The sequence below is a fragment of the Roseateles sp. genome, from assembly GCF_036486225.1.
In the GTDB taxonomy this organism is placed as follows: Bacteria; Pseudomonadota; Gammaproteobacteria; order Burkholderiales; family Burkholderiaceae_C; genus Roseateles.
The window spans coordinates 1-24,983 of sequence record NZ_DASVNZ010000304.1; the positions used below are offsets into that span (position 1 = coordinate 1).

Annotated in this window: 24 protein-coding genes; 10 read left to right on the forward strand and 14 right to left on the reverse strand. The window is 69.4% G+C overall.

All coding sequences use genetic code 11. The annotated features are described in order from the left end of the window. The 3 genes from VF536_RS19990 to VF536_RS20000 form a co-directional block, all read right to left on the reverse strand. The coding region (locus VF536_RS19990) for an ABC transporter ATP-binding protein (protein ID WP_331616626.1) at positions 1–789 on the reverse strand (789 nt) is incomplete at its 3' end. A 24-nt stretch (positions 790–813) separates the two neighbouring features. Beyond that, on the reverse strand, positions 814–2,541 hold the full coding sequence (locus tag VF536_RS19995) for an ABC transporter permease subunit (RefSeq protein WP_331616627.1): 1,728 nt from the start codon (positions 2,539–2,541) through the stop codon (positions 814–816). A gap of 125 nt (positions 2,542–2,666) precedes the next feature. Further along, positions 2,667–3,533: a LysR substrate-binding domain-containing protein gene (locus tag VF536_RS20000; RefSeq protein WP_331616628.1), complete on the reverse strand. Its 867-nt coding sequence runs from the start codon at positions 3,531–3,533 to the stop codon at positions 2,667–2,669. Positions 3,534–3,665: 132 nt separating this feature from the next. On the opposite strand from VF536_RS20000, the gene VF536_RS20005 reads away from it, so the two are divergent. From VF536_RS20005 to VF536_RS20040, 8 genes are all read left to right on the forward strand, one after another. Further along, positions 3,666–4,925 carry an alkaline phosphatase family protein gene (locus VF536_RS20005; RefSeq protein WP_331616629.1) on the forward strand — a complete coding sequence of 420 codons (1,260 nt, stop codon included), beginning with the start codon at positions 3,666–3,668 and terminating at the stop codon, positions 4,923–4,925. 149 nt (positions 4,926–5,074) lie between these two features. Next, the gene (phnD, locus tag VF536_RS20010) at positions 5,075–5,968 is read left to right on the forward strand and encodes a phosphonate ABC transporter substrate-binding protein (RefSeq protein WP_331616630.1); all 894 of its coding nucleotides are present in this window, start codon (positions 5,075–5,077) and stop codon (positions 5,966–5,968) included. Further along, the gene (gene phnC, locus VF536_RS20015; RefSeq protein WP_331616631.1) at positions 5,965–6,756 is read left to right on the forward strand and encodes a phosphonate ABC transporter ATP-binding protein; all 792 of its coding nucleotides are present in this window, start codon (positions 5,965–5,967) and stop codon (positions 6,754–6,756) included. Before phnD ends, phnC begins: the two co-directional genes overlap by 4 nt. Before the next feature lie 5 nt (positions 6,757–6,761). After that, entirely contained in the window at positions 6,762–7,598 is an 837-nt protein-coding gene (phnE, locus tag VF536_RS20020) for a phosphonate ABC transporter, permease protein PhnE (protein WP_414710419.1), read from the forward strand. A 79-nt stretch (positions 7,599–7,677) separates the two neighbouring features. Then, complete coding sequence (gene psrA, locus VF536_RS20025; protein WP_331616694.1) at positions 7,678–8,775, forward strand: iron-containing alcohol dehydrogenase PsrA; 1,098 nt, start codon at positions 7,678–7,680, stop codon at positions 8,773–8,775. Continuing rightward, positions 8,772–9,605: a phosphonoacetaldehyde hydrolase gene (gene phnX / locus VF536_RS20030; protein WP_331616633.1), complete on the forward strand. Its 834-nt coding sequence runs from the start codon at positions 8,772–8,774 to the stop codon at positions 9,603–9,605. The genes psrA and phnX overlap by 4 nt, the downstream gene beginning before the upstream one ends. A gap of 35 nt (positions 9,606–9,640) precedes the next feature. Then, positions 9,641–10,279, forward strand: a complete 639-nt coding sequence (locus tag VF536_RS20035) for a glutathione S-transferase family protein (protein WP_331616634.1) — start codon at positions 9,641–9,643, stop codon at positions 10,277–10,279. Positions 10,280–10,491: 212 nt separating this feature from the next. Beyond that, positions 10,492–11,403, forward strand: a complete 912-nt coding sequence (locus VF536_RS20040) for an NAD(P)-dependent oxidoreductase (RefSeq protein WP_331616635.1) — start codon at positions 10,492–10,494, stop codon at positions 11,401–11,403. Between the two features lie 104 nt (positions 11,404–11,507). Here the strand turns inward: VF536_RS20040 and VF536_RS20045 are convergent, their stop codons facing one another. Continuing rightward, on the reverse strand, positions 11,508–12,401 hold the full coding sequence (locus VF536_RS20045) for an aldo/keto reductase family oxidoreductase (RefSeq protein ID WP_331616636.1): 894 nt from the start codon (positions 12,399–12,401) through the stop codon (positions 11,508–11,510). Positions 12,402–12,532: 131 nt separating this feature from the next. Between VF536_RS20045 and VF536_RS20050 the strand changes: the two genes are divergently transcribed. Continuing rightward, positions 12,533–13,459 (forward strand): LysR family transcriptional regulator, encoded by a 927-nt coding sequence (locus VF536_RS20050; RefSeq protein ID WP_331616637.1) that lies wholly within the window; start codon positions 12,533–12,535, stop codon positions 13,457–13,459. Between the two features lie 396 nt (positions 13,460–13,855). On the opposite strand, the gene fur is transcribed toward VF536_RS20050, so the two are convergent. The 4 genes from fur to VF536_RS20070 all read right to left on the reverse strand — a co-directional run bounded on the left by fur (position 13,856) and on the right by VF536_RS20070 (position 17,562). Next, complete coding sequence (fur, locus tag VF536_RS20055) at positions 13,856–14,317, reverse strand: ferric iron uptake transcriptional regulator (protein ID WP_331616638.1); 462 nt, start codon at positions 14,315–14,317, stop codon at positions 13,856–13,858. Between the two features lie 31 nt (positions 14,318–14,348). Continuing rightward, the gene (locus VF536_RS20060; RefSeq protein WP_331616695.1) at positions 14,349–15,545 is read right to left on the reverse strand and encodes a PepSY-associated TM helix domain-containing protein; all 1,197 of its coding nucleotides are present in this window, start codon (positions 15,543–15,545) and stop codon (positions 14,349–14,351) included. A 21-nt stretch (positions 15,546–15,566) separates the two neighbouring features. After that, complete coding sequence (locus VF536_RS20065; protein WP_331616639.1) at positions 15,567–15,758, reverse strand: hypothetical protein; 192 nt, start codon at positions 15,756–15,758, stop codon at positions 15,567–15,569. A 79-nt stretch (positions 15,759–15,837) separates the two neighbouring features. Then, positions 15,838–17,562 (reverse strand): FAD-dependent oxidoreductase, encoded by a 1,725-nt coding sequence (locus tag VF536_RS20070; RefSeq protein WP_331616640.1) that lies wholly within the window; start codon positions 17,560–17,562, stop codon positions 15,838–15,840. Between the two features lie 135 nt (positions 17,563–17,697). On the opposite strand from VF536_RS20070, the gene VF536_RS20075 reads away from it, so the two are divergent. Beyond that, positions 17,698–18,189, forward strand: a complete 492-nt coding sequence (locus VF536_RS20075) for an acyl-CoA thioesterase (RefSeq protein ID WP_297525873.1) — start codon at positions 17,698–17,700, stop codon at positions 18,187–18,189. Between the two features lie 47 nt (positions 18,190–18,236). On the opposite strand, the gene gshA is transcribed toward VF536_RS20075, so the two are convergent. The 6 genes from gshA to VF536_RS20105 form a co-directional block, all read right to left on the reverse strand. Further along, entirely contained in the window at positions 18,237–19,757 is a 1,521-nt protein-coding gene (gene gshA / locus VF536_RS20080; protein WP_331616641.1) for a glutamate--cysteine ligase, read from the reverse strand. A gap of 272 nt (positions 19,758–20,029) precedes the next feature. Then, positions 20,030–21,073, reverse strand: coding sequence for a GlxA family transcriptional regulator (locus VF536_RS20085; protein WP_331616642.1), 1,044 nt, complete (start codon positions 21,071–21,073; stop codon positions 20,030–20,032). 15 nt (positions 21,074–21,088) lie between these two features. Then, on the reverse strand, positions 21,089–21,676 hold the full coding sequence (locus VF536_RS20090; RefSeq protein WP_331616643.1) for a cysteine hydrolase family protein: 588 nt from the start codon (positions 21,674–21,676) through the stop codon (positions 21,089–21,091). Between the two features lie 102 nt (positions 21,677–21,778). Further along, positions 21,779–22,378 carry a DUF1415 domain-containing protein gene (locus VF536_RS20095; protein ID WP_331616644.1) on the reverse strand — a complete coding sequence of 200 codons (600 nt, stop codon included), beginning with the start codon at positions 22,376–22,378 and terminating at the stop codon, positions 21,779–21,781. Between the two features lie 43 nt (positions 22,379–22,421). After that, entirely contained in the window at positions 22,422–23,636 is a 1,215-nt protein-coding gene (locus VF536_RS20100) for a M20 aminoacylase family protein (RefSeq protein ID WP_331616645.1), read from the reverse strand. Positions 23,637–23,807: 171 nt separating this feature from the next. Next, positions 23,808–24,941: an ABC transporter substrate-binding protein gene (locus tag VF536_RS20105; RefSeq protein ID WP_414710417.1), complete on the reverse strand. Its 1,134-nt coding sequence runs from the start codon at positions 24,939–24,941 to the stop codon at positions 23,808–23,810. Between the last annotated feature and the right edge of the window lie 42 nt (positions 24,942–24,983).

Sequence of the window (24,983 nt, forward strand, 5' to 3'; positions counted from 1 at the left end):
ACCCGCCGCGCGCGACGGCCGCGCCGCGCCCGCCGTCATCAGCGCATAGACCTCGTCGATCAGCGCGCGCACGTCGGCGCTCTCCGGATCCCGCGGCCGCGGCAGCTGCACCGCCAGCTGGCAGCGGATCCTTCCCGGATCGCTCGCGAAGATCAACACCCGGTCGGCCATCATCACGGCCTCCTCGATGTTGTGCGACACCACCAGCATCGCCCGCGTCGGCATGTGCCCGCCGTCCCACAGCTCCAGGATGTCCTCGCGCAGTCGCTCACCCGTCAGCACGTCCAGCGCGGAGAACGCCTCGTCCATCAGCAGCACGTCCGGCTCGGTCACCAGCGCCCGCGCGATGCCGACCCGCTGCCGCATGCCGCCCGACAGCTCGCGCGGCAGCGCGCCCTCGAAACCGCTCAGGCCGATCAGCGCGATCGCCGCCTCGGCCTTGGCCTCGCGCTCCGCCTTGGCGACGCCGCGCGCCTCCAGCCCGATCTCGACGTTCTGCTGCACCGTCAGCCACGGGAATAGCGCGAAGGACTGGAACACCATGCTGATGCCCCGCGCCGGCCCCGACAGCGGCTGCCCGCGATACCGCAGCTGGCCGGCGTCGGCCGGCACCAGCCCGGCCATGATGCGCAGCAGCGTGCTCTTGCCCGAGCCCGACTGGCCCAGCAGCGCGACGATCTCGCCCTCGCGCAGGTTGAAGTCGACGTCCGCCAGCACGGGACGCGGATGGCCGTCGGCCGAGCGGAAGCGCTTGCCGACGCCGTGGAGTTCGATGATGGATGCGGTCATGCCGTGCTCCTCACAGATCGCAGTTCACAGGTGCATGCGGTCTTCGGCCAGCCGGTACAGGCGGCGCCAGACGAAATGGTTCAGGCCCATCACGAAGATGCACATCACGCCGATGCCCAGCGCGATCCGCGGGAAGTCGCCCCGCGCGGTCATCTCCGCGATGTAGCTGCCCAGGCCGTGGGCCTTGAGCGTGGTGTCGCCCCAGGAGACGTACTCGGCCACGATGCTGGCGTTCCAGGACCCGCCGCTGGCGGTGATCGCGCCGGTGACGAAGCTGGGGAACACCGCCGGCAGCAGATAACGTCGCCATTTGAGCCAGCCGCTCAGGCCCAGGTTGCGCGCCGCGTGGCGCAGCTCGGCGGGGATGTTGGACGCGCCCGCGATGACGTTGAACAGCAGATACCACTGCGTGCCGAAGATCATCAGCGGCGACAGCCACACATCCGGATTGAGCTTCCAGCGCACGATCAGCACGACGGCCACCGGGAACAGCAGGTTCGCCGGGAACGCGGCGAGGAACTGCGCCACCGCCTGCAGCCGGCCGGACCAGCGCGGGTTCATGCCGATCCAGATGCCGACCGGCACCCACACCAGCGCGGCCAGCGCGATCAGCACCAGCACGCGGACCAGCGTCAGCAAGCCGAGCCCGAAGACATGCCCCGCCTCGGACCAGCCGACCTCGGTGTGGACGAAACGGACCAGGTGGTACAGCGCCACCATCACCGCCGCGGCGATCACGGCATCCCAGGCGCGCGTCCAGGTGGCGCTGGCGATGCGCGGCCGGGCGCGGATCGAGGTGCCGTCGTGATGCCGGCGGAACCACACCAGGCTGCCCTCCAGCCGGTCCACCAGCCAGGCCGCCGAGCGCCGCGTGAACGAGGTGCGCCGCAGCCAGTTCAGCATCCACGAGTTGGGTGCCGTGTCGGTGCCGCTGTCCTCGAAGCGGAACTTGTCCGCCCACGCGACCAGCGGCCGGAACACGAGCTGGTCGTAGAGCAGGATGCCCACGAGCATCGCGACGATCGCCCAGCCGATGGCGCCGAGGTCGCGGGCCTCGATCGCCATCGCGATGTAGGAGCCGACGCCGGGCAGCTTGATGCTCTGGTCGGAGACCGAGATCGCCTCCGACGCGACGACGAAGAACCAGCCGCCGGACATCGACATCATCATGTTCCAGAGCAGGCCCGGCATCGCATAGGGCAGCTCCAGCCGCCAGAAACGCTGCCATCCGGAGAGCTGGAACACGCGCGCCGCCTCGTCGAGTTCCGACGGCACGGTGCGCAGCGACTGGTACAGGCTGAAGGCCATGTTCCAGGCCTGAGAGGTGAAGATGGCGAAGATCGCCGCGCACTCGACCCCCAGCAGGTTGCCGGGGAACAGCGCGATGAAGCCGGTCACCGTGATCGACAGGAAGCCCAGGATCGGGATCGACTGGAGGATGTCGAGCATGGGCACCAGCACCTTCTCGGCGGCGCGCACCTTGGCGGCGAGCACCGCGAAGACCGCGCTGAACAGCAGCGCCAGCAGCATCGCCGCCAGCATCCGCAGGTTGGTGCGCAGCAGGTAGTAGGGCAGGTGGGACGGGTCCAGCGACAGCGGCAGCGGATCGCCCAGCGCGAACGGCCGCGCCATCTGCGCCGCGCCGTAAGCCAGCAGGACGAGCAGCGCCAGCACCAGCGGCAGCAGCGCCCAGTCCCAGCGGTTGGTGCCCGCCTCGACGACGGGACGGGGGAAGAATTGGCGGCGGTCCATGAGCTTGGCTTTCTCGTTCTGCATGGATTCCAGAGGACAGACGGCCTCCAGGGCCCCCCGCGCGAAGCTGCGCAGGATGCCTGCAAGGGCCTTCAGAAACCTGTCCGGTTTCTGGCCCGAGTCTGTCAGGCCCGCAGCGTCTGCGCCACCTCGAAGAACGAGTTCAGCAGCAGGCTGTCCCGACGTTCCTTGAGGCAGTAGATGTGCGTCTCGGTGTAGGCCGGGTCGCCGGCGATGCGCACCGGTCGGAAACGGGCGTCGGGGATGAACTCCGCCTCGGAGACGACGCCGATGCCGATGCCGCGCGCGGCCGCCTCCCGCAGCGCCTCGCGGCTGCCGATCTCCATCGCGACCCGCGGCGCGATGCCGGCCTGCCGCAGCGCCGATTCGAGCGCGCGGCGCGTGCTCGATCCGTCCTCGCGCTGCAGAAGGGGCTGGTTCTCCAAGGCCTGCAGCGGCACGCTCTCATGCCTGGCGAAGGGGTGGTCGAGGTGCACGAAGAGGATGATCGCGTGCCGCGCGTAAGCCATGGTCTCGAAGCCCGGCGCGTCATGGAATCGCGCCAGCACGCCGACGTCGATCACGTAGTTCTCCAGATCCCCGAACACCTGCGCCGAGTTGCCCAGCCGGATCGACACGTCCACCTTCGGATAACGCTGCCGGTACGCGTCCACCATCTCGATGACGTGGAACGGGCCGACCGCGCCGAGCTTCAACTGGCCGCGCGTGAGCTCGCCGCAGTCATGCAGCAGGTTGTAGGCCTCGACCTCGAGCGCGGCGAGCTGTCGCGCGATCGGCAGCAACTGGTGGCCGACGCTGGTCAGCTCGATGCGATGGCCGCGCCGATGAAAAAGCTCCACCTTGTGCTGCTGCTCCAGCCCTTGCACCTGCGTCGTCAGCGTCGGCTGCGACAGCCCGAGCGCCCGCGCCGCGGCGCTGAAGCTGCCATGGCGGGCGACGGCCAGGAACGCGCGGAGCTTGGCGGCGGACATGTATAGAGACTCTCGATGATTTCGTGCGGTTTGCGATATTGATTCGATCGAGTGACGGACACGTGACATTTCTACCCTGGGGAGCTTGTTGTCCTCAACCCGCTCACCCGCTCGTTCGAGCCAGGAGAAGCCATGACCCCGTTCCGTTCCGTCCTGACGCGCGCCGTCTTCGTGAGATCGCGGCGACTGATCGCCGCCGCTGCTGCCGTCGCTGCCGGTGCCGCCGCGCTGGCCGTGCCGCCCGCCGCCAGCGCCCAGACCGCGCCGTCGCCGTTGTCCTCGTTCACCCGCACGATCAACGCCGCGATCTCCGGCTACAACCGCGAGCACCTTGCCGGCGTGACGCCGGCGGCCTGCGCGACGGCCTGCCTGGCCGACGCGCGCAAGACCTGGTGCGTCAGCTTCGACTTCTACAAGAACGCCCAGCAGTGCGACCTCAGCGACAAGCGCGCCGCCGACGTCGGCGGCCTGAAGACGGACTACGCCGGCAATCCGTACGACCATTACTCGCTGATCCCGGGCCCCGGCGTGCCCAACCCCATCGTCGGGCCCAACGGCCGCAAGCATGTGCTGGTGATCGGCATCGACGGCCTGCGCGGCGACGCCTTGTTCTGCACCGGGTGCGCAGTGACGCCTGCCCTCAGCGCACTTGCCGGCAGCGGGGCGTTCCACGGCAACGTGCTCGCGGGCGGCTCGCAGGCCACGCTCAGCGGCCCCGGCTGGGGCACGCTGTTCACCGGGTTCTGGGCCGATCAGCATGGCGTCACCAGCAACGACATCGCCCTGCCGCTGCGCAAGCCGCACCTGTTCGACCGCATCAAGTCGGCCTATCCGACGGCCACCGTGGCCGTCGTCGGCGACTGGGCCAACATCACCGGCAACCTGAAGCCGGCCGGCGCCGACTACGTCGTGGCGAACGCGGCCAAGAATTCCCAGCAGGCCACCGACGCGGTGAAGGGCTGGTTGTCCTGGACGAATCCGCCCGCCGCGATCTTCTACTACTTGCACAACGTCGACATCCACGCGGCCAGCTACGAGCCGCTCAACGCCAACTACCAGTCCAGGATCGCGGGCGAGGATGCGCAGATCCAGCAGGTGCTGGACGCGCTCGCGGCGCGGCCGACCTACACCGAGGAAGAGTGGCTGATCGTCGCCGTCTCCGACCACGGCGGCACCGGCAGCGGTCATGGCGGACAGAGCGCGGGCGAGCGCGACGCCGCGCTGGTCCTCACGAACCGCTATCGCAACCCGTCCAAGCCGGCCTATTGCCAAGGCGATCTGACCGGCACGCCGCTGCTCCAGACCGGCGCGCTGACGCCGCACGTGCTCGACTTCCTGGGCCTGCCCAACGACACCGCGGGGACCCGGCACCCCGCCTGCGGCCGGCGTTGACCGCGCCGCCGGCCGCGTGCCGGCGGGCGCCGGCTCCATAGATCGAATGAATGGTTTGCTCATGAATTCAACATGGCATCGATGGATGTCCTGTCATGTTGGATTCATAGAGTGGCGGCATCCGCTCACCACTCCCCCTGGATGCCGCCATGCGCCACGTGCCCCACGCCCGCTCCTCCGTTCTCCGCCGCGCCCTCGTGGCCGCTGCCGTCGCCACGGCGGCGGGGCTGCCGGCGCTGTCCTCCGCCCAGCAGCAGACGCTGACGATCGGCCTGATCCCGGCCGAGGACTCGCAGGCGATGATCGAATCCAGCCGTCAGGTGCTGGACGCGCTGCAGCAGCAGCTCGGCATGACGGTGAAGCCCTTCGTGGCCACCGACTACAACGGCGTGATCGAGGCGCTGCGCTCGAAGAAGCTGGACGTGGCCTACCTCGGTCCGTTCTCGTACGTGCTGGCCAGCTCGGTCGCGAACGTCGAGGCCTTCTCCGTCGCCGTCACCAAGAAGACCGGCCAGAGCGCCTACAGGAGCGTGATCCTCGCCCGCAAGGACAGCGGCGTGCACACGGTCGCCGAGCTCAAGGGGAAGAACTTCGCGTTCGTCGACCCGAGCTCCGCCTCCGGCCACCTGTTCCCGAAGGCTGGCCTCCAGGCCGCCGGCTACGACCCGGACGTGCTGTTCGGCCGCGTGCTGTTCTCCGGCTCGCATGACGCCAGCATCCTGGCCGTCGCCAACAAGAAGGTGGACGCGGCCGCCGTCGCGGACCGCATCTTCGCCAGCGCCGTTGCCAAGGGCACGGTGAAGCAGGACGACTTCGTCGTGCTGTGGTCGTCCAAGCCCATCCCCGAATCGCCGATGGTCTGGCGCAAGGACCTCGATCCGGCGCTGAAGGAGAAGATCGCCAAGGCGCTGGCCAACCTCAAGGACGTGAAGTGGGGCGACCAGGGCGTGCTCAACGGCTTCCAGCCGACCAGCGACGCCGCCTACGACGTCGTCCGCGACACGGCCAAGGTGCTCAAGCTCGACCTGCGGAGCATGAAGTGATCACGCTGCGCGGCGTCACCAAGCGCTTCGGCGACAACGCCGTGCTGCGCGGCGTGGACCTGGACGCGAAGGCGGGCGAGTTCCTGGTCGTGCTGGGGCCGTCGGGGGCGGGCAAGTCCACGCTGCTGCGCTGCATGAACCGGTTGGCGCAGCCCGATGGCGGCGCGATGACGATCGCTGGACTGGATGCCATGTCCGCCGCGCGTGCCGCCGACGTGCGTGAGTTGCGACGCCGCGTCGCGATGGTGTTCCAGCATCACCACGTCGTGCCGCGCCTGAGCGTGGTGAAGAACGTGCTGACGGGGCGCCTCGGCGCGGTGTCGACCTGGAGTTCGGTGCTGCAGCTGTTCCGCGCCGCGGACCTTGCGCTGGCGCTGGAATGCCTCGATCGAGTCGGCCTCGCCCACAAGGCGGATGAACGCACCGATTCACTGTCCGGCGGCCAGATGCAGCGCGTGGGCATCGCCCGCGCGCTGGCGCAGCGCCCGCAGGTCATCCTGGCCGACGAGCCGGTGGCGAGCCTGGATCCGCACACCGCGCGGCAGGCGCTGGGCTATCTGAAGCAGGCCTGTCGCGAGCTCGGCATCACCGTGGTCTGCAACCTGCACCAGGTCGACTACGCGAAGGAATTCGGCGATCGCATCGTCGGTCTGTCGCAGGGTCGGGTGTTGTTCGACCGGCTGCCGGGCGAGCTGTCCGAGGCCGAACTGCATGAGCTCTACGCCGGTCACGCCGGCCTCCAGCTCATCGAGCCGGTGGCGGCCGAAGAGGAAAGGAAAACCGCATGACGACGATGAATGCCGTCGACCGCGCCGCCGGTGATCGCCATCGCTGGCTGGTCGGCCTTCCCACGACCCCGGCCGGCTGGACGAAGCTGCTGGCTGCGATGGTGCTGGGCCTGTGGGCGCTGCAATGGAGCGCGACCGGCGCGCAGCTGAGTCCGACTGAACTCGCGAACGGCTTGCCGCAGATCGCCGACTTCCTGAGCCGGACCTGGCCGCCGGACTGGCGCATCCTCGACCGGCTGTGGGCGCCGGCGCTGGAGACGATCCAGATCGCCGTGTGGGGCACGCTGCTGGGCGCGGTCGCCGCGGTGCCGGTGTCCTTCCTCGCGGCGCGCAACCTGCAGGGCCCGCGCTGGCTGTACCTGCTGACGCGCCAGGGCCTGAACGTGACGCGCAGCATCAACGAGCTGATCCTCGCGCTGGTGTTCGTGTCGGCGGTGGGACTGGGGCCGTTCCCTGGCGTGCTCGCGCTGGCGGTGCACGGCGCGGGGATGCTCGGCAAGTTCTTCGCCGAGGCGATCGAGGAGATCGACCAGGGGCCGCTGGAGGCGCTGCGCGCCACCGGCGCCCGGCCGCTGCAGGTGATCGTCTTCGGCGTGCTGCCGCAGGTGGTCACCGCATGGATCGCCGTCGTGCTGTACCGCTTCGAGGTCAACCTGCGCTCGGCGACGGTGCTCGGCATGGTGGGCGCGGGTGGGCTGGGCTTCGAGCTGGTGGGCAGCCTCAAGCTGTTCAAGTACCCCGAGACGGCCACCTGCATCATCGTCATCACCGGGATGGTGGTCGCCGCGGACTTCGTGTCGAGCCGGCTGCGTCGTGCGATCCAGGACTCGGGCCGGCATTGAGTCCGGGGGCGAGTGCGACGACGACCGACGAGAGGTCGACGAAAACCCAACAAGAGACGACGAGGACAACGACGTGAACGTGTGGAAGTTTCACAACCCGGTCGACGTGCGGGCCGGCATCGGCGCGCTGGAGCTGCTGCCCGGCCTGGTCGGCCAGCGCGAAGCGCTGCTGATCGCCTTCCCGGAGGCGGAGTCGCTGGGGCTGGTCGGGCGGGTGCGGGCGATGCTCGGCGAGCGGCTGGTGGCGGTGGAGACCGACATCCGGCCCAACCCCGATGTCCGCTGGCTTGCGCCGCTTTACGAGCGCCTGTGGCGCGAGCACGGCGGTGCGCGCTGCGTGATCGCACTGGGTGGCGGCAGCAGCATCGACGCGGCGAAGGCGATGCTCAGCGCGACGCCGTCGGGCCGCTTCGACGAGCTGCTCGATCACCTGGTCGATCCGAAGGCGGCGCCGCTGCCGGCAGGCGGTCCGCATCGCGCGCTGATCGCGATCCCGACGACCGCCGGCACCGGCAGTGAAGTCACGCCCTGGGCCACGCTGTGGGACGTGGAGCGCTCCCGCAAGCATTCGCTGCATCTGCCGTGGACCTGGCCGGAGGCCGCGATCGTCGATCCGTCGCTGATGGTCAGCCTGCCCGCGAGTGCCACGCTCGCCAGTGGCCTGGACGCGCTGTCGCACGCGCTGGAGTCCTTGTGGAACGTGCATCGCAACCCGGTGTCGTCCAGCCTCGCGGCGAGCGCCGCGCGCGCCATCGTCGCGACCTTGCCCGCACTGCTGCGGGAGCCGCGCCGGCTCGACCTGCGCGAGTCGCTGGCGGTCGCCGCGCTGCAGGCGGGCATGGCCTTCTCCAACACGAAGACGGCGCTGGCGCACTCGCTGTCCTACGACATCACGCTGACGCACGGCACCGCGCATGGCATCGCGTGCTCGTTCAGCCTGCCGCGCGTGATGCGGCTGGCCTTGGGCCGCGACGCGGCGCTGGATGCGCAGCTGCTGGCCATCTTCGACGCGACCGACGCCGACGGCGCGGTCGCCGCCCTGGAGCGCTTCCTTGCCGCGCTCGGCGTCTCCACCGATCCCGCCGATTACGGCATCCCGCCCGCCGACTGGGACGTGCGCGTCGAACAGGCGCTGCGGGGTCCGCGCGGTCGCAACTTCATCAAGGCCTACGCATGAACACGTCCACTCCTGAACTTCAAGTCCCGCATCTCCAGGCCGTCATCTTCGACTGGGCCGGAACGCTGGTCGACCACGGCTCGCTGGCACCGACGCAGATCTTCGTCGACGCGTTCGCGACCTTCGGCATCACGCTCACGCTGGACGAGGCGCGCGGCCCGATGGGACTGTCCAAGCGCGATCACATCCGCACCTTGCTCGAAGACTCGTCGCTGCAGGCGCAATGGCAGGCGCGCTTCGGCCGTCCGTCGACCGCCGCTGACATCGACGCGATCTACGAGCGCTTCATGCCGATGCAGATCGAGAAGGTCGGGCGCTACTCGCAGCCGATCCCGGGCGCCGTCGAGATGCTGGCCGCGCTGCGTCAGGCCGGGCTGAAGATCGGCTCGTGCTCGGGATATCCGCGCCAGGTGCTGGATGTGCTGCTGCCGCAGGCGTTGGCCGACGGGATCGCGGCGGATCACGTCGTCGCGGGCGACGAACTGGCTGCTGGTGGTCGGCCGGGGCCGTTCATGGCGCTGGCGAACGTGCTGGCGCTCGGCATCGGCGACGTGCGCGCCTGCGTGAAGGTCGACGACACGACGCCCGGCATCGAGGAAGGCCGCCGCGCCGGGATGTGGACCATCGGACTGAGCCTGTCGGGCAACGAGACGGGCCTCACGCTCGCGCAGCTTCAGGCGCTGCCGGACGCCGAGGTCGAGGCGAAGCGCGCCTTCGCCACGCAGCGTCTGATCGCTGCGGGCGCGCATCTGGTGATCGATTCGGTCGCTCAACTGCCGAAGGCGCTCGTCGAGATCGACGCGAGGATGGCGCGCGGCGAACGGCCTTGAGTGGTTCAATGCGCTGACCACTTCGGGACACGCGCATGGGTTGGACTCTTTTCGGATCGGCCGCCTCCGGCTCGACGGCGGTGGAGGCGGCGTTGAGCCTGCTCGGCATCGAGGTCGACCTCATTGAAGGCGCGACCTGGGAGGCTGAAGCCGCCCGGGTGCGCGTCGGCACGGCCAATCCGATGCGGCAGATCCCGACGCTGGTCGACGGCGCCGGTCGCGTGATGACCGAGAGCGCTGCGATCCTGATCCACCTGGCCGACACGCATCCGCAGGCGCGGCTCGCGCCGGCGGTCGACGATCCGCGGCGCGCGGAGTTCCTGCGCTGGATGGTGTTCGTGTCCTCGGCGATCTACTCGCTGCACTGGATCAAGCCGGATGTGACCCGCATCGGCGCGCGACCCGATCAGCGCGATGCGGTGGTCGATGCGGTCCACGACCGCATCGCGTTCTGCTGGGGCGTCATGGACGCGCAGATGCAGCCTGGCCAGTACCTGCTGGGTAACGAGCTTTCCGTCCTCGACCTGTATGTGGCGGTGGTGTCGCGCTTCGGTCCGTGGCGCGAGCGCTTCTACGAGGTCGCGCCGACGATGACGCCGATCGTGCGACGCATCGACGCGGACCCGCGCCTGCAGGATTTCTGGGCGGCGCGTTTTCCGCTTGACGATGAGTGACTGCCATCGCCGCAGGCCCTCACCCTCGCCCCTCTCCCGCAAGCGGGAGAGGGAGTGAGACGTCGTGCGAAGCGCGTCCGCGCTCTGGGGCCTGCGTCGAGGCGCGCTCCTATCATCGACGGCGAACTCCCTGACTCCATGAGGTCGCCGTGTCCGCCAACCCTTCGTCCGCCAGTCCCTCGTCCGGTGCTCCCCGCCGACTCCTCGTCCTGATGCCGACGGCGGAAGAGCATCTCTCGCAGTTCCGCGCGCGTTACGACGTGATCTACGCGCCGACGCCGGAGACCCGCGCGAAGGCTGTCGCCGAACACGGCGCCGACATCGAGATCGTCCTCACCATCGGCGCCGTCGGCCTGCGCGCCGACGAGATCGCGGCGATGCCCAGGCTCCGCGCCGCCGCCGCACAGGGCGCCGGCTACGAGGCCATCGACCTCGCCGCCGCCAAGGCGCGCGGCCTCACGCTGTGGAACGGAGCGGGCACCAACGATTCCTGCGTCGCCGATCACGCGATGGCGCTGCTGCTTGCCTCCGTGCGCGCGCTGCCGCAGCAGGAGCAGGCGCTGCGCGCTGGCCTCTGGCGCGACGTGCTGCCGCTGCGCCCCAGCGTCAACGGGCGCAAGCTCGGCATCCTCGGCATGGGCACGATCGGGCTGCGCATCGCCAGGCGCGCGCTGGCCTTCGACATGGAAGTCGGTTATCACAACCGCCGCGAGCGCAACGACTCGCAGGGCTGCCAGTACTTCGGCTCGGCGCTCGACCTGGCGCAGTGGGCGGACTTCCTCATCGTGGCGGCGCCTGGCGGCCCCACGACCAAGCACATCGTCAATGCCGAGGTGCTGAAGGCGCTCGGCCCGCAGGGCCACGTCGTCAACATCGCCCGCGGCAGCCTGGTCGACACCGCCGCACTGGCCGCGGCACTGGCGGCTGGGGAGCTCGGCGGCGCGGCGCTCGACGTCTACGAGTCTGAGCCCAAGCCGCCGGAGGCGCTGCTCGGTTTCCCGAACGTGATCCTCACGCCGCACATCGCCGGCTGGTCGCCGGAGTCGGTGCAGGCCACGGTCGATCTGTTCCTGGAGAACGCCCGCCGCTGGGAAGCCGGTGAGCCGGTGCTGACGCCGCTCTGAGCAGACGCGAGCGCCGCGGTCCCGGTGGGGCCGGAGTACCGCTTGGGGTTCGCGGACGCGATGCCCCATGCGGTGCGGAGTGCCCGCGCTTGGCGATGGCAGTCTCAATGGCCGCTGACAGGCGTCATTGCATCGAGCCGGCGCACGGCCTCAACGGGCAGTGTCAGCGACGCGGCTTGAAGGTTCTGCCGCAGGTGGTCGACCGACGAGGTGCCCGGGATGAGCACCATGTTGGGCGACCGCTGCAGCAGCCAGGCCAGCGCCACCTGCATCGACGTCGCGCCCAGTTCGGCGGCGACCGCCGAGAGCGTGTCCGACTGCAGCGGCGAGAAGCCGCCGAGCGGGAAGAACGGGACGAAGGCGATGCCTTGGCCGGCCAGTTCGTCCAGCAGCGCATCGTCGTTGCGATGCGCGAGGTTGTACTGGTTCTGCACGCAGACGATCTCGACGATCTTGCGCGCATCGGCCACCTGACGCGCCGTCACGTTGCTCAACCCGACGTGGCGGATCAGACCTGACCCCTGCAGCTTGGCCAGCGCAGTCAGTTGAGGTTCCAGCGAGCCTTCCGCCGGGCCGTGGACGTCGATCATGCTGCGCAGGTTCACCACGTCGAGGACGTCCAGGCCCAGGTTGCGGAGGTTGTCGTGGACCTGCTGCGTCAGCGCCTCGGCCGACTGCGCGGGCAGCCAGGAGGCGTCGTCGCCGCGGCGGGCGCCGACCTTGGTGACGATGGTCAGGCCGTCGCGGTAGGGATGGAGTGCTTCCCGGATGATCTGGTTGGTGACGTGCGGCCCGTAGAAGTCGCTGGTGTCGATGTGGTCCACGCCCAGCGCGATGGCTTCGCGCAACACCGCGACGGCGGCCGCGCGGTCCTTCGGCGGTCCGAAGACGCCGGGTCCGGCCAGTTGCATCGCGCCGTAGCCGATGCGCGTCACCGTGCGGGTGCCGAGCTTGAACGTGCCGGCTTGCGCCAGGGGGCGGGAGGAAGTGCTGCTCATGGGGAGTCCTTCGATGTGATGGCGGGGAGTTTGGAGAGGTCGGCGACGTCGTGGAAGGACTGTAGGCAGCGGGCGGTCGTACGATAAGGGGATGGAATCCGCACGGGCTGTGCGGAATCAAGGACAGTGAGATGGAACTGAGCGATCTGTCGGCCTTCCTTGCCGTGGCGCGATCAGGCGGTTTCCGGGAGGCCTCGCGGCAGTCCGGGCTGAGCCCTTCAGGGCTGAGCGAGGCGGTGCGGCGTCTGGAAGCGAAGCTCGGCGTCCGGCTGCTGCATCGGAGCACCCGCAGCGTCGCGCCGACGGAGGCCGGCGCCCGGTTGCTGGAACGGCTCGGCCCGGCGCTGGGCGAGGTGGAAGCCGCGCTCGACGTCGTCAACGGTTTCCGCGAACGGCCGGCCGGCACGCTGCGTCTCAACGTGCCGGCGAGCGCCGCACGGCTCGTGCTGCCGCAGATCGTCCCCGCCTTTCTGAAGGCCTATCCGGAGATCAAGCTCGACATCACCGTCGAGGAGAGCTTCGTCGATGTGCTCGCGGCCGGCTGCGACGCCGGCATCCGCTACGAGGAGCGGCTGGAGCAGGACATGATCGCCGTGCCCATCGGTCCGCGGACGCAGCGGCTGGCCACGGCGGCGTCGCCGGACTACCTCGCCGGGCACGGCCAGCCCACGCATCCGCGTGACCTGCTCGCGCATCGCTGCCTGCGCGGTCGTTTCCCCAGCGGCACGATGCCGGCCTACGAGTTCCAACGCGACGGCGAAGCCGTCACCGTCGATCCCGACGGTCCGATGATCGTGCGTCTGGGCGGCGGCCTGGACCTGGCGATCGACGCCGCGGTCCAAGGCTGTGGCGTGATCCAGACCTTCGAGGACTGGGTGAGACCGCATCTCGACAGCGGCGCGCTCGTGCCGGTGCTGGAGGACTGGTGGGTGTCCTTCAGCGGCCCGTTCCTGTACTACCCGGGCCGGCGCTACCTCCCGGCGCCGCTGCGCGCCTTCGTCGACTTCGTGAAGAACGCGCAGGACGGAACGAACGGACAAAAAAAGTCCGCTGCTTGAGCAACGTCCAGGACCGGGGTCAGGCGTTGCTCAAGTCGAGCGGACACAAGCTTTGAGAACTGAAAAGGCACTGAAAACAAAGGTCCCCTCGAGAGGGGACCGTGGCTCCGCGAACGGAACACTGGAGGCGAAGGGCTCGCCAGGCTGAGCTAAGCTCTCAACCCAGCAGACCCGTCGCCAGTCCGAGACAGGACATGACGCCGATGCAGACCACCCAGGCATCCGCGTTGTTCAACGAAGACCAGACCGTTTGCTTGAGCATCTGCATGACCATCTCCTGCTGCAGCCGGGTTGGCTGCGATGGAGGGAAATTTACTGTATGCCCATACAGTAGTCAACAGGGGTGTGCCGGATTGTGCGCGTCCCGACACGGTCTCCTGACCGGCGTCTTCGGACTCAGCGATTGCGCTTCGCCCGGCACTCCGGGTTCGAGCACAGCCCGTACAGCGCGAGCGCGTGCTCGACCAGCTCGTAGCCCCGCTCCTCGGCGATCTCGCGCTGGCGCTGCTCGATGCCGGCGTCGTAGAACTCCTCCACCCGGCCGCAGGCCAGGCACACCATGTGGTCATGGTGCTGCGCGGAGTTGAGCTCGAACACGGCCTTGCCGGATTCGAAGTGCTGGCGCGCCAGCAGCCCCGCCTCGACGAACTGCATCAGCACCCGGTACACCGTCGCCAGGCCGATGTCCGCGCCCTCCAGCAGCAGCTGGCGGTAGACGTCCTCGGCGCTGAGGTGGCGCTGGTCCGATTGCTCGAAGATCTGCAGCACCTTGATGCGCGGCAGGGTGGCCTTCAGGCCGCTGGATTGCAGGCTCTCGATCTGGTGCTTGGGGGAATCGGGCTTGTGCGAGTCAGGCATGTGCGGTGAGTGTGATCGTGCGGACTGGCGATCAGGCGGCCGCGGTTTCGGGATTCTTGGCGTCGTCCAGGTCGTCGCCGGCATCGGCTGCCGCCGCGCCCTTCGCGGCCTTGGCGCCCTTGCGCGCACCGTTGGGCTTGCGCAGCCACAGGTACAGGCCGCTGCCGAGCACGACGATGGTCGCCACGTCCAGCAGCGCCCACAGGATCTTCATCGGCATGCCGCCGTAGTCGCCGAAGTGCAGCGGCTGCGACACCAGCAGCGCCGTCAGGTACCAGGGCAGTTCGGGCGCGGCCGTCAGCTGCGAGGTCTTCGCGTCGATCAGCAGCGGCTGCAGCAGCTTGGAGGTCAGCGGCGTCGTGCCCTTCAGGAAGAAGGTGTTGTGGTGCGGGCTGGAGAACGAGGTCCCGGGGAAGGCGATGAACGAGACCTTGCGCTTGTCGCCGGCCTTCATCGCCGTGTCCATCGAGGCCTGCAGCGGCGCGCGCTCGGCGACGGTCAGCAGCGGCTGGTCCTTGTACGGCGCCAGCAGCGCGGTCACCTTGTCGTACTGCCAGTACTGCACCAGCAGCTCGGCCCAGGTGTTGATCATCCCGGTCGCGCCGACGACGAAGCACCACACCAGCGTCACGATGCCGATCAGGTTGTGCAGGTCCAGCCACTTCACGCGGGTCGAGCGGTCCTTGCGCACCGCGCCGAAGTCCAGCTTGCGCATGAACGGCGCATACAGCACCACGCCGCTGACCAGCGCGATCAGCAGCAGCAGCCCCATCAGGCCGAGGAAGAGCTTGCCCGGCAGGCCCGCGAACAGGTCCACGTGCAGCCGGAACATCAGGTCCATGAAGCCTTCGCCGATGCGGTACTCGCGCACCGCCAGGCCGGTGCGCGCGTCGACGGCGACCGACTTGAACTGGTCGGTCGGCTCCGGCGTCGGCGCCAGCGTGAACCACCACAGGCGGGGGTCGTCCTCGTTCTCACCGGCGAACTGGATCACCATCGTCGGATGGACCGCAAGGGCCGCCTTGGCCATCACGTCCAGCGAGACGCGCTGCTTGTCCATCGCGGCGGGCAGCTCGGGCGCCTCGATCTCGTCGCCGAGCAGGTGACCGATCTCGTGGTGGAAGATCAGCGGCAGGCCGGTCAGGCACAGCAGCAGCATGAACAGCGTGCAGACCAGGCTGGTCCACTTGTGGAGCCAGGTCCAGACGCGGATGGCGCGCGAGCTCAGCATCGTCGTGTCCTCAGGCCCTCAGGCCTTGTTTCCGGCGCGCTGCGGACGCCAGGCATGCCAGGCGATGACCGCCACCGGCACGCCCAGGCCGACCCATGACCAGACGTCGCCCCACGCGTCGGAGACGAGTGCCGTCAACAGGCCGGAGGCGCTCAGCAGACCCAGCGCGATCGGCCAGGCCCAGAGACGGCGGGATTCGGGAGACAGCATCGGACGTCGCCAAGTTTGCAAATAACAATTATTCGCATTCTATGGCGAAGCGCCGCCTCGGGGGCGACGCGTCCCGCGCTCAGACCGTCACGCGAGCGACGGCGGCGGGGCTGAGGCGTTCCGCGCGGGCCGCATCCTGGCGGGCCAGGTACTGGTGGATGCTGGCGACGACCTGCGCGCCCTCGCCGATCGCGCCGCCGACGCGCTTCACCGAGCCCGACCGCACGTCGCCGACGGCGAACACGCCGGGGATGCTCGATTCCAGCGGCTCCGGCTTGTACTCGGACAGCGGGCAGGCGCAGGCGCGGCCCGTGATGATGAAGCCGGCCTGGTCGAGTTCCAGTCCGCACTCGGCGATCACGCCGGTTTCCGGCTCGGCACCGATGAACATGAACAGGTGCTGCAGCGCGAGACGTTTCTCCTGGCCGTTGCGACGGTCGCGCCAGGTCACCGCTTCGAGCGCGTCGCCGCCTTCGAGTTCCTTCAGCTCCTGGTGCGGCTGCAGCTCGATGTTGGCCGTGCCCTGGATGCGGTCGATCAGGTAGCGCGACATCGTGGCCGCCAGCCCCGGACCGCGGATCAGCATGATGACCTTGGCCGCGTGGTTGGAGAGGAACACCGCCGCCTGTCCCGCCGAATTGCCGCCGCCGACGATGACCACCGTCTGCCGGCTGCAGATGCGAGCCTCGATCGGCGAGGCCCAGTACCAGACGCCGCGGCCTTCGAAACGGGTCAGCGCGTCGATCTCGGGGCGGCGGTAGCGCGCGCCGGTGGCGATCACCGCGGTGCGGGCGCGCACCTTGCGGCCGTCCTCCAGCGACAGGTGGAGTTCATCCTCCATGCCCTGCCGTTCGCAGCTCATCTGGGTGACCTTGGCGGGGATCAGCATGTCGGCGCCGAACTTCTGGGCCTGGACGAAGGCCCGGCCCGCCAGCGCCTGGCCGGAGATGCCGGTGGGGAAACCGAGGTAGTTCTCGATGCGCGAGCTCGCGCCCGCCTGGCCGCCGAAGGAGCGGCAGTCCAGCACCAGCACCGACAGCCCCTCGGACGCCGCATACACGGCGGACGACAGACCCGCGGGGCCGGCGCCGATGATGGCGACGTCGAACAGCTCGGTCCGCTCGCGCATGTCGACGATGCCCATGCAGCGGGCGACTTCATCGTCCGTCGGGTCGACCAGCACCTCGCCGCCGGGGCAGATGACCAGCATCTGCACACCCTCGGTCATGTACTGGTCGGCCAAGGCCTTGGCGTCGTCGTTCTGGTCGGGCTCCAGCTGCTGGTGCGGATACCCGTTGCGGCCCAGGAAGCTGCGCAGCCGCATCACCGCCGCGGACTTGCCCCGGCCGATCAACGTCGCGCCGCTGGCGCCGGCCTCGATCAGGCCGACGCGGCGAAGGATGAAGGCGCGGGTCAGGCGTTCGCCCAGGTCGGCCTCGGCGATCAGCAGCGCGCGCAGTTGCGGTGGGCTGACGTCGACGGCCTCGACCTCGGTCTCGGCGATCGCGTCGATGAAGGACGGCCGGCCGCTGAGCTGGCCGACCTCGCCCAGGAAACCGCCGGGCCCGTGCCGGTGGATCGGCGTCACATGGCCGAGGCTGTCGCGCTGCGACACGGTGATCTCGCCGCTGAGGATCAGGATCATGCCCATGCCGGTGTCGCCGGCACGGACCACCCATTCGCCTTGGGAATAACGCCGGAAACGGCCGAAACGCGCCACGCGCGCGATGTCGGCGACACCGAGCGCGGGGAACATCTGGGCACCGCGCGTCTCGATGATGCTCTGCTGCTGGACCTGGACCATGGAACCTCCTGCCGCGCACCCTAACCGACGCCCGTGTCAGCGGCAAGCGCCATAAGAGTGAGCCGCAGCCATCCCGGACTCTGGCACCATGGCGACCACTCTCCCACTCCCTGATCCGATGCCGGATCCCGCGCCATGGACCTGCCTTCCCATCAACTCACGATGACGGTGCTGATGACGCCGGACATGGCCAATTTCTCCGGCAACGTGCACGGGGGCACCATCCTGAAGCTGCTCGACCAGGTCGCGTACGCATGCGCTAGCCGCTATGCAGGCCGCTACACGGTGACGCTGTCGGTGGACCAGGTGATGTTCCGCCAGCCGATCCACGTCGGGGAGCTGGTCAGCTTCCTGGCGACGGTGAACTACGCCGGCACCTCGTCGATGGAGATCGGCATCAAGGTCGTCACCGAGAACATCCGCGACCAGGTGGTGCGGCATGCCAACAGCTGCTTCTTCACGATGGTGGCGGTGGGCGAGGACGGCCGCCCCGTGCCGGTGCCCCCGCGCACGCCGACGACCCCGGACGAGAAGCGCCGCTGGGACGCGGCACTCGAACGCAAGAAGCTGCGCCAGGAACTGCAGAAGCGCCACGACGAGCTGCGCAGCTCGTCGCTGCCGGGCTGAGCGCCGCTGAAGGTCGCTGAGCGTCGCTGAGCGACGCTGAGCGACGTTCAACCGCGCAACTGCGCGGGATCGAGGTACTGCTGGCGGAAGGTCTCGAAGTCGACGGTGTCCGCCGCCTCGATGGCGGCCTGCGCCTCCAGCGAGGCGTGCGCCGACTGGTCGAAACGGGCCATCAGGCCGTCCGGCAGCGGCCGTTCCAGCACATGGCGGCGCGACAGCTCCGACTGCGCCGCGACGAAGGCCAGGTGCGAGGATTCATGTTGCGCGCGCATCGCCGCCAGCACGCGGGCCGACGGCAACTGGTCGGGATCGTCCCAGCGCTCGACCGCCTGCGCGAGCGCCTCGCGGTACAGCGCACCGCCCAGTGCCGCGTCGACCTTGGCCGCGATCGGCGCGAACTCGGCCAGCAGCTCGCGGCCCCAGTCGCGCAGCGATACCTCGCCGCCGCGGCGCTCCAGCTTCAGGCCCGGCTCGCGGCCGGCCGACGCGGTGCGATGCTGGTTGCGCGCCAGCGCGCCCAGCTCGTCCGGCGTGTCGTTCGGGCTGTCGGTCAACCAGCAGTGCAGCAGGAAGAGGTCCAGGAAACGCATCGTCCCGGCGGCGATGCCGACCGGCTCGAACGGATCCAGGTCCATGCAGCGGACCTCGATGTACTCGACGCCGCGCTCGCGCAGCGCATGCAGCGGGCGCTCGCCCGAGCGGATCGTGCGCTTGGGGCGGATCGTGCCGTAGAACTCGTTCTCGATCTGCAGCAGCGTCGTGGACAGCTGGTTGTACTCGCCGCCCGGATTGACCACGCCCACCTTCTCGTACGCCGCATAGGGGCGCGTCAGCGCGTCCTGCAGCGAGGCGGCGTAGCCGTCGATGCTGTTGTAGCTGACCGCCAGCGAGGATTGCGCATCGCTCTGGTACCCGAGCCGGCCCATGCGCAGCGAGGTGCCGTAGGGCATGTGCAGCGTGCCGTCGGTCAGCGGCTGCAGGCCGTGGTCGCGGCCGGCCACGAAGCTCGCGCACAGCGCCGGCGAGGCGCCGAACAGCGTCAGCAGCAGGAAGGAGTGGCGGCGGAAGTTGCGGATCAGCGCGAAGTGGTCCGCGTTGTCCAGGCCCGGCATCGACCAGTTGTAGTGGATGCCGGAGATCGTCTGCATGCGCCGCCCGTAGCGGTGGCCCAGTCCCATGCGGTAGACGCTCTTGGCCCGGCCGATGTTGGAGGCGCCGTAGCGGCCGATGGGGATGGTCTCGTCGGCGGGGAGCAGGCAGGGCATGCTCGACGCCCACATCAGTTCGTTCCCCAGGCAGCGGTAGACGGCCTGGTGGATCTCGGTGAGCTGGCGTTCGCAGTCCTCGGCGGACGCGTGCACGCCGGTGATCAGCTCGAGCTGCGATTCGCTGAAGTCGGTGGTGACGGTCTCGTGCGTCAGCGCGGAGCCCAGCGCCGTCGGATGCGGGGTCAGCGCGAGGGAGCCGCCGCTCGGTTGCGCGCGCAGGCTTTCCTTCTCCACGCCGCGGCGCATGCCCGCCAGACGGGCCGGATCCAGGGCCTCCAGTCGCTTCAACCAATCGTTCAAATGCCGCTCCTCGTTCACTGTGGGCGCGCAAGTTACCAGAAGTGCACGAAACCCGCTTGACTTGGATTTATGCAGTTTGTGCTAAGTCGGTAGACGCTTGGGGGCGCGGGGCAATCCCCGGGCCAGCCCCAGGGTGGCGGTCGCAAGGAGCACAGACGGCGGAGCCGGTACCCCTCTTCTCTCACAGTCTTCGCTTCGCTCAGGGTTCGTTCAGAGGGGTACCGGCTCCGCCGTCTCGATGCACTTCGACAGCCGTTCCGCGCCTGGCGACGTCAGGCGTCGGCGCTCAGGCGTCGACGTGTGCGACGGAGCTGTTGATCCGAACTGAAACCCGCGGCGAGCGCCGCTTGGGCGGGCCGCACGCCGCGCTGGAGTTCCCGCCGCGCCAGCTCGAGCCGGATCGCGCGCAGGTAGTCGAGCGGTGTGGTGCCGCCGTGCTGGGTGAAGAGACGCGTGAGGTGCCGCGGCGTGACATGCGCGACCTCGGCCATGCGGGCCAGGCTCCAGTCGGCGCGCGGGTCGCCGCAGACCGCGTCCTGCACGCGGTGCAGCGCGGGATGGAGGTGGTGCCGGTTCGCGAGCATCGGCGAGAGCTCCGGATCCTGCGCGCCGCGGCGCAGGTAGACGACCATCACCTGCGCGACCGAGGCGGCGATCGCCTCGCCGCAGTGCTCGGCGATCAGCGCGAGCACCAGGTCGATGCCGGCCGTGATGCCGGCGCTGCTGGCCAGCGGGCCGTCGAGTACGAAGACGCGGTTGGCCTGAACGTCGGCGCGCGGGGCGGCGTCGCGCAGCGCGTCCAGCGCCTCGTGGTGGGTGGTGCAGCGGCGGCCGTCGAGCAATCCCGCCCGCGCCGCCAGCAGCGCACCGGCGCAGATGCTCAGCAGCCGACCCTGGCCGCCGGCCAGCAGCGCGGTGCCTTCGCGGTGCAGCCAGCGCTCGATGCGCAGCTCCTCTTCCCGATCGACGGTCTCAGTCGGCGGATCGTCCGGATGCGGGTGACGCCGTCCGCTCAGGATCAGCCAATCCCTCGGGCTGAGTTCCGGCAGCGGTTCGAGCGCGGCGAGCGTCAGCCCCACCGAGGTCGAAGCCGATTCGCTCGCGGCGCAGTAGCGCAGGCGGAACGCTTCCGGCTCGCCGCGCCGGCGCAGCGCCTGGTTGGCGAGACGGAGCGCCTCGGCGGCACCGGCCAGGTCGAGCAGCAGCGTGTGGCGCTCGACCAGGATCCAGACGTCGATGGGCCCGGCACCCCGACCGGTGCCCAGGTCGGCGTCCGTGCGGCCGCCCGTGTCGCGATGGGAGTCGGAAAGGGACATCGCCGCAGTATGCGCTCAGGCGGCGCGGGCCAGCGCCTGCTCGACGGTCACGATGTCGGCGAAGCGGCCTTGCAGGGCGACCTCGGTGCGCAGCTTGAGGTCGTCGACGCCGACCACGACGCCGCTGGCGTGCGGGATCGGGAAGGTGTGCGTCGCCTCGGTCACGTAGTCGACGGTCCAGCCCTCGTCGCTGGCGTGGCGGGTGGTGGTCTCGCAGCACTGTTCGGTGCGGATGCCGGCGACGATCAGGCGGCGGATGCCGTGTTCGGTCAGCCACACCGACAGCCCGGTGCCGACCAGCGCGCTGTGGCGGCGCTTGAGGAATTCGGCGGCGATGGGCACCTGCGCCAGGCCGTCGAGCGGGCGGACGTGGCCGCTGACGAGCGAGAACGGGTTGTCCGCCGTCTCCGGGCCGTCGCTGTGGAGGATGCGGATGATCGGCAGGCCGCGGGCGGCGGCGCCGTCGAGCAGGGCGTTGGTGCGTTCCTGGAAGGCAGGCCAGGTGGCGTCGTCCCAGTAGGGACGATGGCGGAAGGACTCCTGGACGTCGATCAGTAGGACGGCGGTTGTGGGGGTGGCGGCGGTGTTCGAAGCGGTGGTCATCGAGGACTCCATCAGGTGGTTGATGGGAGTCATCGTGCCGGCGACCGCGCCCGCCGTCGCGCCGCCGGCGGACCAGTCGCGGTCAAATCAGGACATCGGTCCTCAGTCCTCGCGCGTGGTGCGCTGGGCCAGCGGCAGCTTGGCCTCGACGTCCAGGGCGTCCCAGCCCTTGCGGCCGATGCGGCGCAGCGTGTCGATGTTGGCCTCGTAGATCGCGTCGGTGTCGGGCATGGTCTCGACGGCGCGTTCGATGCTCTCCTCGCGCAGCAGGTGCAGCGTGGGGTAGGGCGAGCGGTTGCTGAGGTTGTCGACGTCGTCCGCCTCGGTGCCGTCGAACTGGTAGTCCGGATGGAAGCTCGCGACCTGCAGCACGCCGTCCAGGTCCAGGTCCTCCACCAGCGCATCGGCGGCGCCGAGGAAGTCGTTGAAGTCCAGGAAGTCGTTCAGCACCCAGGGATGGACCAGCAAGGTGGTTTCGGTCTCGTCCGGGTCGGCGCGGTTGAGCGAGAGCAGCTCATGCGCCAGGTCCTTGAGCAGGTCCTCAGGCGTGCGCGCCGCGCTGACCACGGTGCGCAGCCGCTGGTTGACCTCGACGCTCTTGGCGAAGGGGCACAGGTTCAGGCCGATCACCGCCCGCTGCAGCCAGCGGTGGGTGTCGTCGAGGACGGTCTTTTCCTGGTCGGGCGCGATCGGAGCGGTCATCGGGCGGGAGGCTGGACGTTGTCGGAAAAGGAGGCGCCGGGGCTCAGGCCTTGACGGGCCGCGGCTGCTTGAACCAGGCGTCCACCAGCCGGACCCACATCGAGCCGCCCAGCGGAATCAGCTCGTCGTTGAAGTCGTAGCTCGGGTTGTGCAGCATGCAGGGCCCCAGGCCGTGGCCGCCTTCGCGGTGGCTGCCGTCGCCGTTGCCGATCAGGAAGTAGCAGCCCGGCACTTCCTGCAGGTAGTAGCTGAAGTCCTCGGCGCCCATGGTGGGCTCGAACTCCTGCACGTTGGGCGCGCCCAGCATCTCGGTCAGCACGCCGCGGACGAATCCGGTCTCGGCCGCGTGGTTGATCGTCGGCGGATAGTTGCGGTGGAAGGAGAACTCGCACTCGCATTCGAAGGCGTCGCCCGTGGCCTCGGTGATCTGCTTCATGCGGCGCTCGATCAGGTCCAGCGTCTCCAGCGTGAAGGTGCGGACCGTGCCTTGCAGCTCGCAGCTCTCCGGGATGACGTTGGTGGCCTCGCCGGCATGGATCATCGTCACCGAGATCACGCCCGCGTCGATCGGCCGCTTGTTGCGGGTGATGATGGTCTGGTAGGCCTGCACCAGCTGCGCGGCCACGACCACCGGGTCCGTGCCCAGGTGTGGCATCGCGCCGTGCGCGCCCTTGCCCTTGATGCGGACCTGGAACTCGTTGCTCGAGGCGAAGACCGGTCCGCTCTTCAGCGCGAACTGGCCTGCGGCCATGCCCGGCCAGTTGTGGATGCCGAACATGGCTTCCATCGGGAATTTCGTGAACAGGCCGTCCTTGATCATCTCGCGGGCGCCGCCGCCGCCTTCCTCCGCCGGCTGGAACACGACGTAGACGGTGCCGTCGAAGTCGCGCTGCGCCGCCAGGTGCTTGGCGCCGGCCAGCAGCATCGCGGTGTGGCCGTCGTGGCCGCACGCGTGCATCTTGCCGGGGTGCTTGCTGGCGTGGGCGAAGGTGTTGTGCTCGGTGATCGGGAGCGCGTCGATGTCGGCACGCAGGCCCAGCGTGCGGCCGCTGGCGCCGCCGTCGCGGCCTTTGATGATGCCGACCACGCCGGTCTTGCCCAGGCCGCGGTGGACCTCGATGCCCCAGTCGGTCAGGGCTTTCGCGACCACGTCGGCGGTGCGGTCCTCGTGGAAGCAGAGCTCAGGATGCGCGTGCAGGTCGCGTCGCAGCTTGGCGATGGCCGGAGCGTCGGCCAGGATGGGTTCGATCAGCTTCATGTGCGGGCACTCCGATGTCGTCGCGACAGCGTCGGGCGTGCCGCGGGCCAGAAAGGCCGCGGCGCCGCTCAGGGCGGCGCCGCTGTGGTCGGACCAGTGTACCCGCGGGTCCGGAAGGGCGCCGTCAGCGGCGTGCGATCCGGCGCCCGGGTCTGCCCGGGGGAGGGCGGGTCAGCGCTTCACGCGCCCGTCGTTGGTCAGCATCGTCATCTCGACGAAGCTCGAGCCGACATGCTTGTTGGGCTTGAAGTTCACGTTGAAGCCGCCGACGTTGTAGTTCGACAGGGTGTCGAGCGCCGCGACCAGGCCGTCGCGGGTCGGGCGGGTCATGCGGCGGATGCCTTCGCTGATGACCTTGGCGCCGATGTAGCCCTCGATGGCGGTGTAGTTGAACTTCTGCCCGGCCTTGGTGGCGGCCTGCTGGTACTCGTGGACCACGCCGACCTGCGAGCCGAACGGGTAGGGCATGACCTGGCTGACGACCACGCCCATCGCGTCCTGGCCGAGCTCGTCCAGCAGCGACTGCGTGCCCACGAAGGACACGTTGTAGAACACGCCGCCGTAGCCGGCCTTGCGCGCGGCGCGGATGAAGGCGGCGCAGCTCTTGTAGGCGCTGATCATGACGATGGCCTCGGGCGGCGAGCCGCTCTGCACCAGGTCCTTCACGGCCTTGGCGACGTCGACGCTGTTGCGCTCGACGGTGGACATGGCCTGCGGCTGCAGCGCCAGCGGCTTCATCGCGCGCAGCACGCCGTCCAGGCCGGCCTTGCCGTAGGCGTCGTTCTGGTGGAAAACCGAGATGCGCATCAGGCCCAGCTGGGTCAGCTGCTTCACGATCAGGGCGGTCTCGTCGTAGTACGAGGCCCGCACGTGGTAGACCCACGGGCTGAACGGATCGCGCAGGGCTTCCGCGCCGGTGAAGGGCGCGACGAAGGGGATCTTGGCCTGGTTGACCAGCGGCAGCGCGGCCAGCGAGGTCGGGGTGCCGACGTAGCCGAACAGCGCGAACACGTCGTCGGCGATCAGCTTCTCGGTGTTGGCCTTGCAGCGGTCGGGCTCGTAGCCGTCGTCCAGCGTGCGCAGTTCGATGGTGTTGCCGTTGATGCCGCCGGCGGCGTTCTGGGCGTCGAAGAACAGCTTGGCGCCGGCCTGCATCTGGATGCCCAACTGGGCGGCGGCGCCGGTCAGCGGTACCGACTGGCCCAGCACCAGGCGTTTGCCTTGTGCGCGGACGGCCGTCGGAATGGGCAGGGTGGCGAGCGCGCCCAGGGCGCTGGCGGAGGCGAGAAGTTGGCGGCGATCCAAAGGGGACTCCCAGAGGGGTTCGAATTGATATTGTGGCGTCCG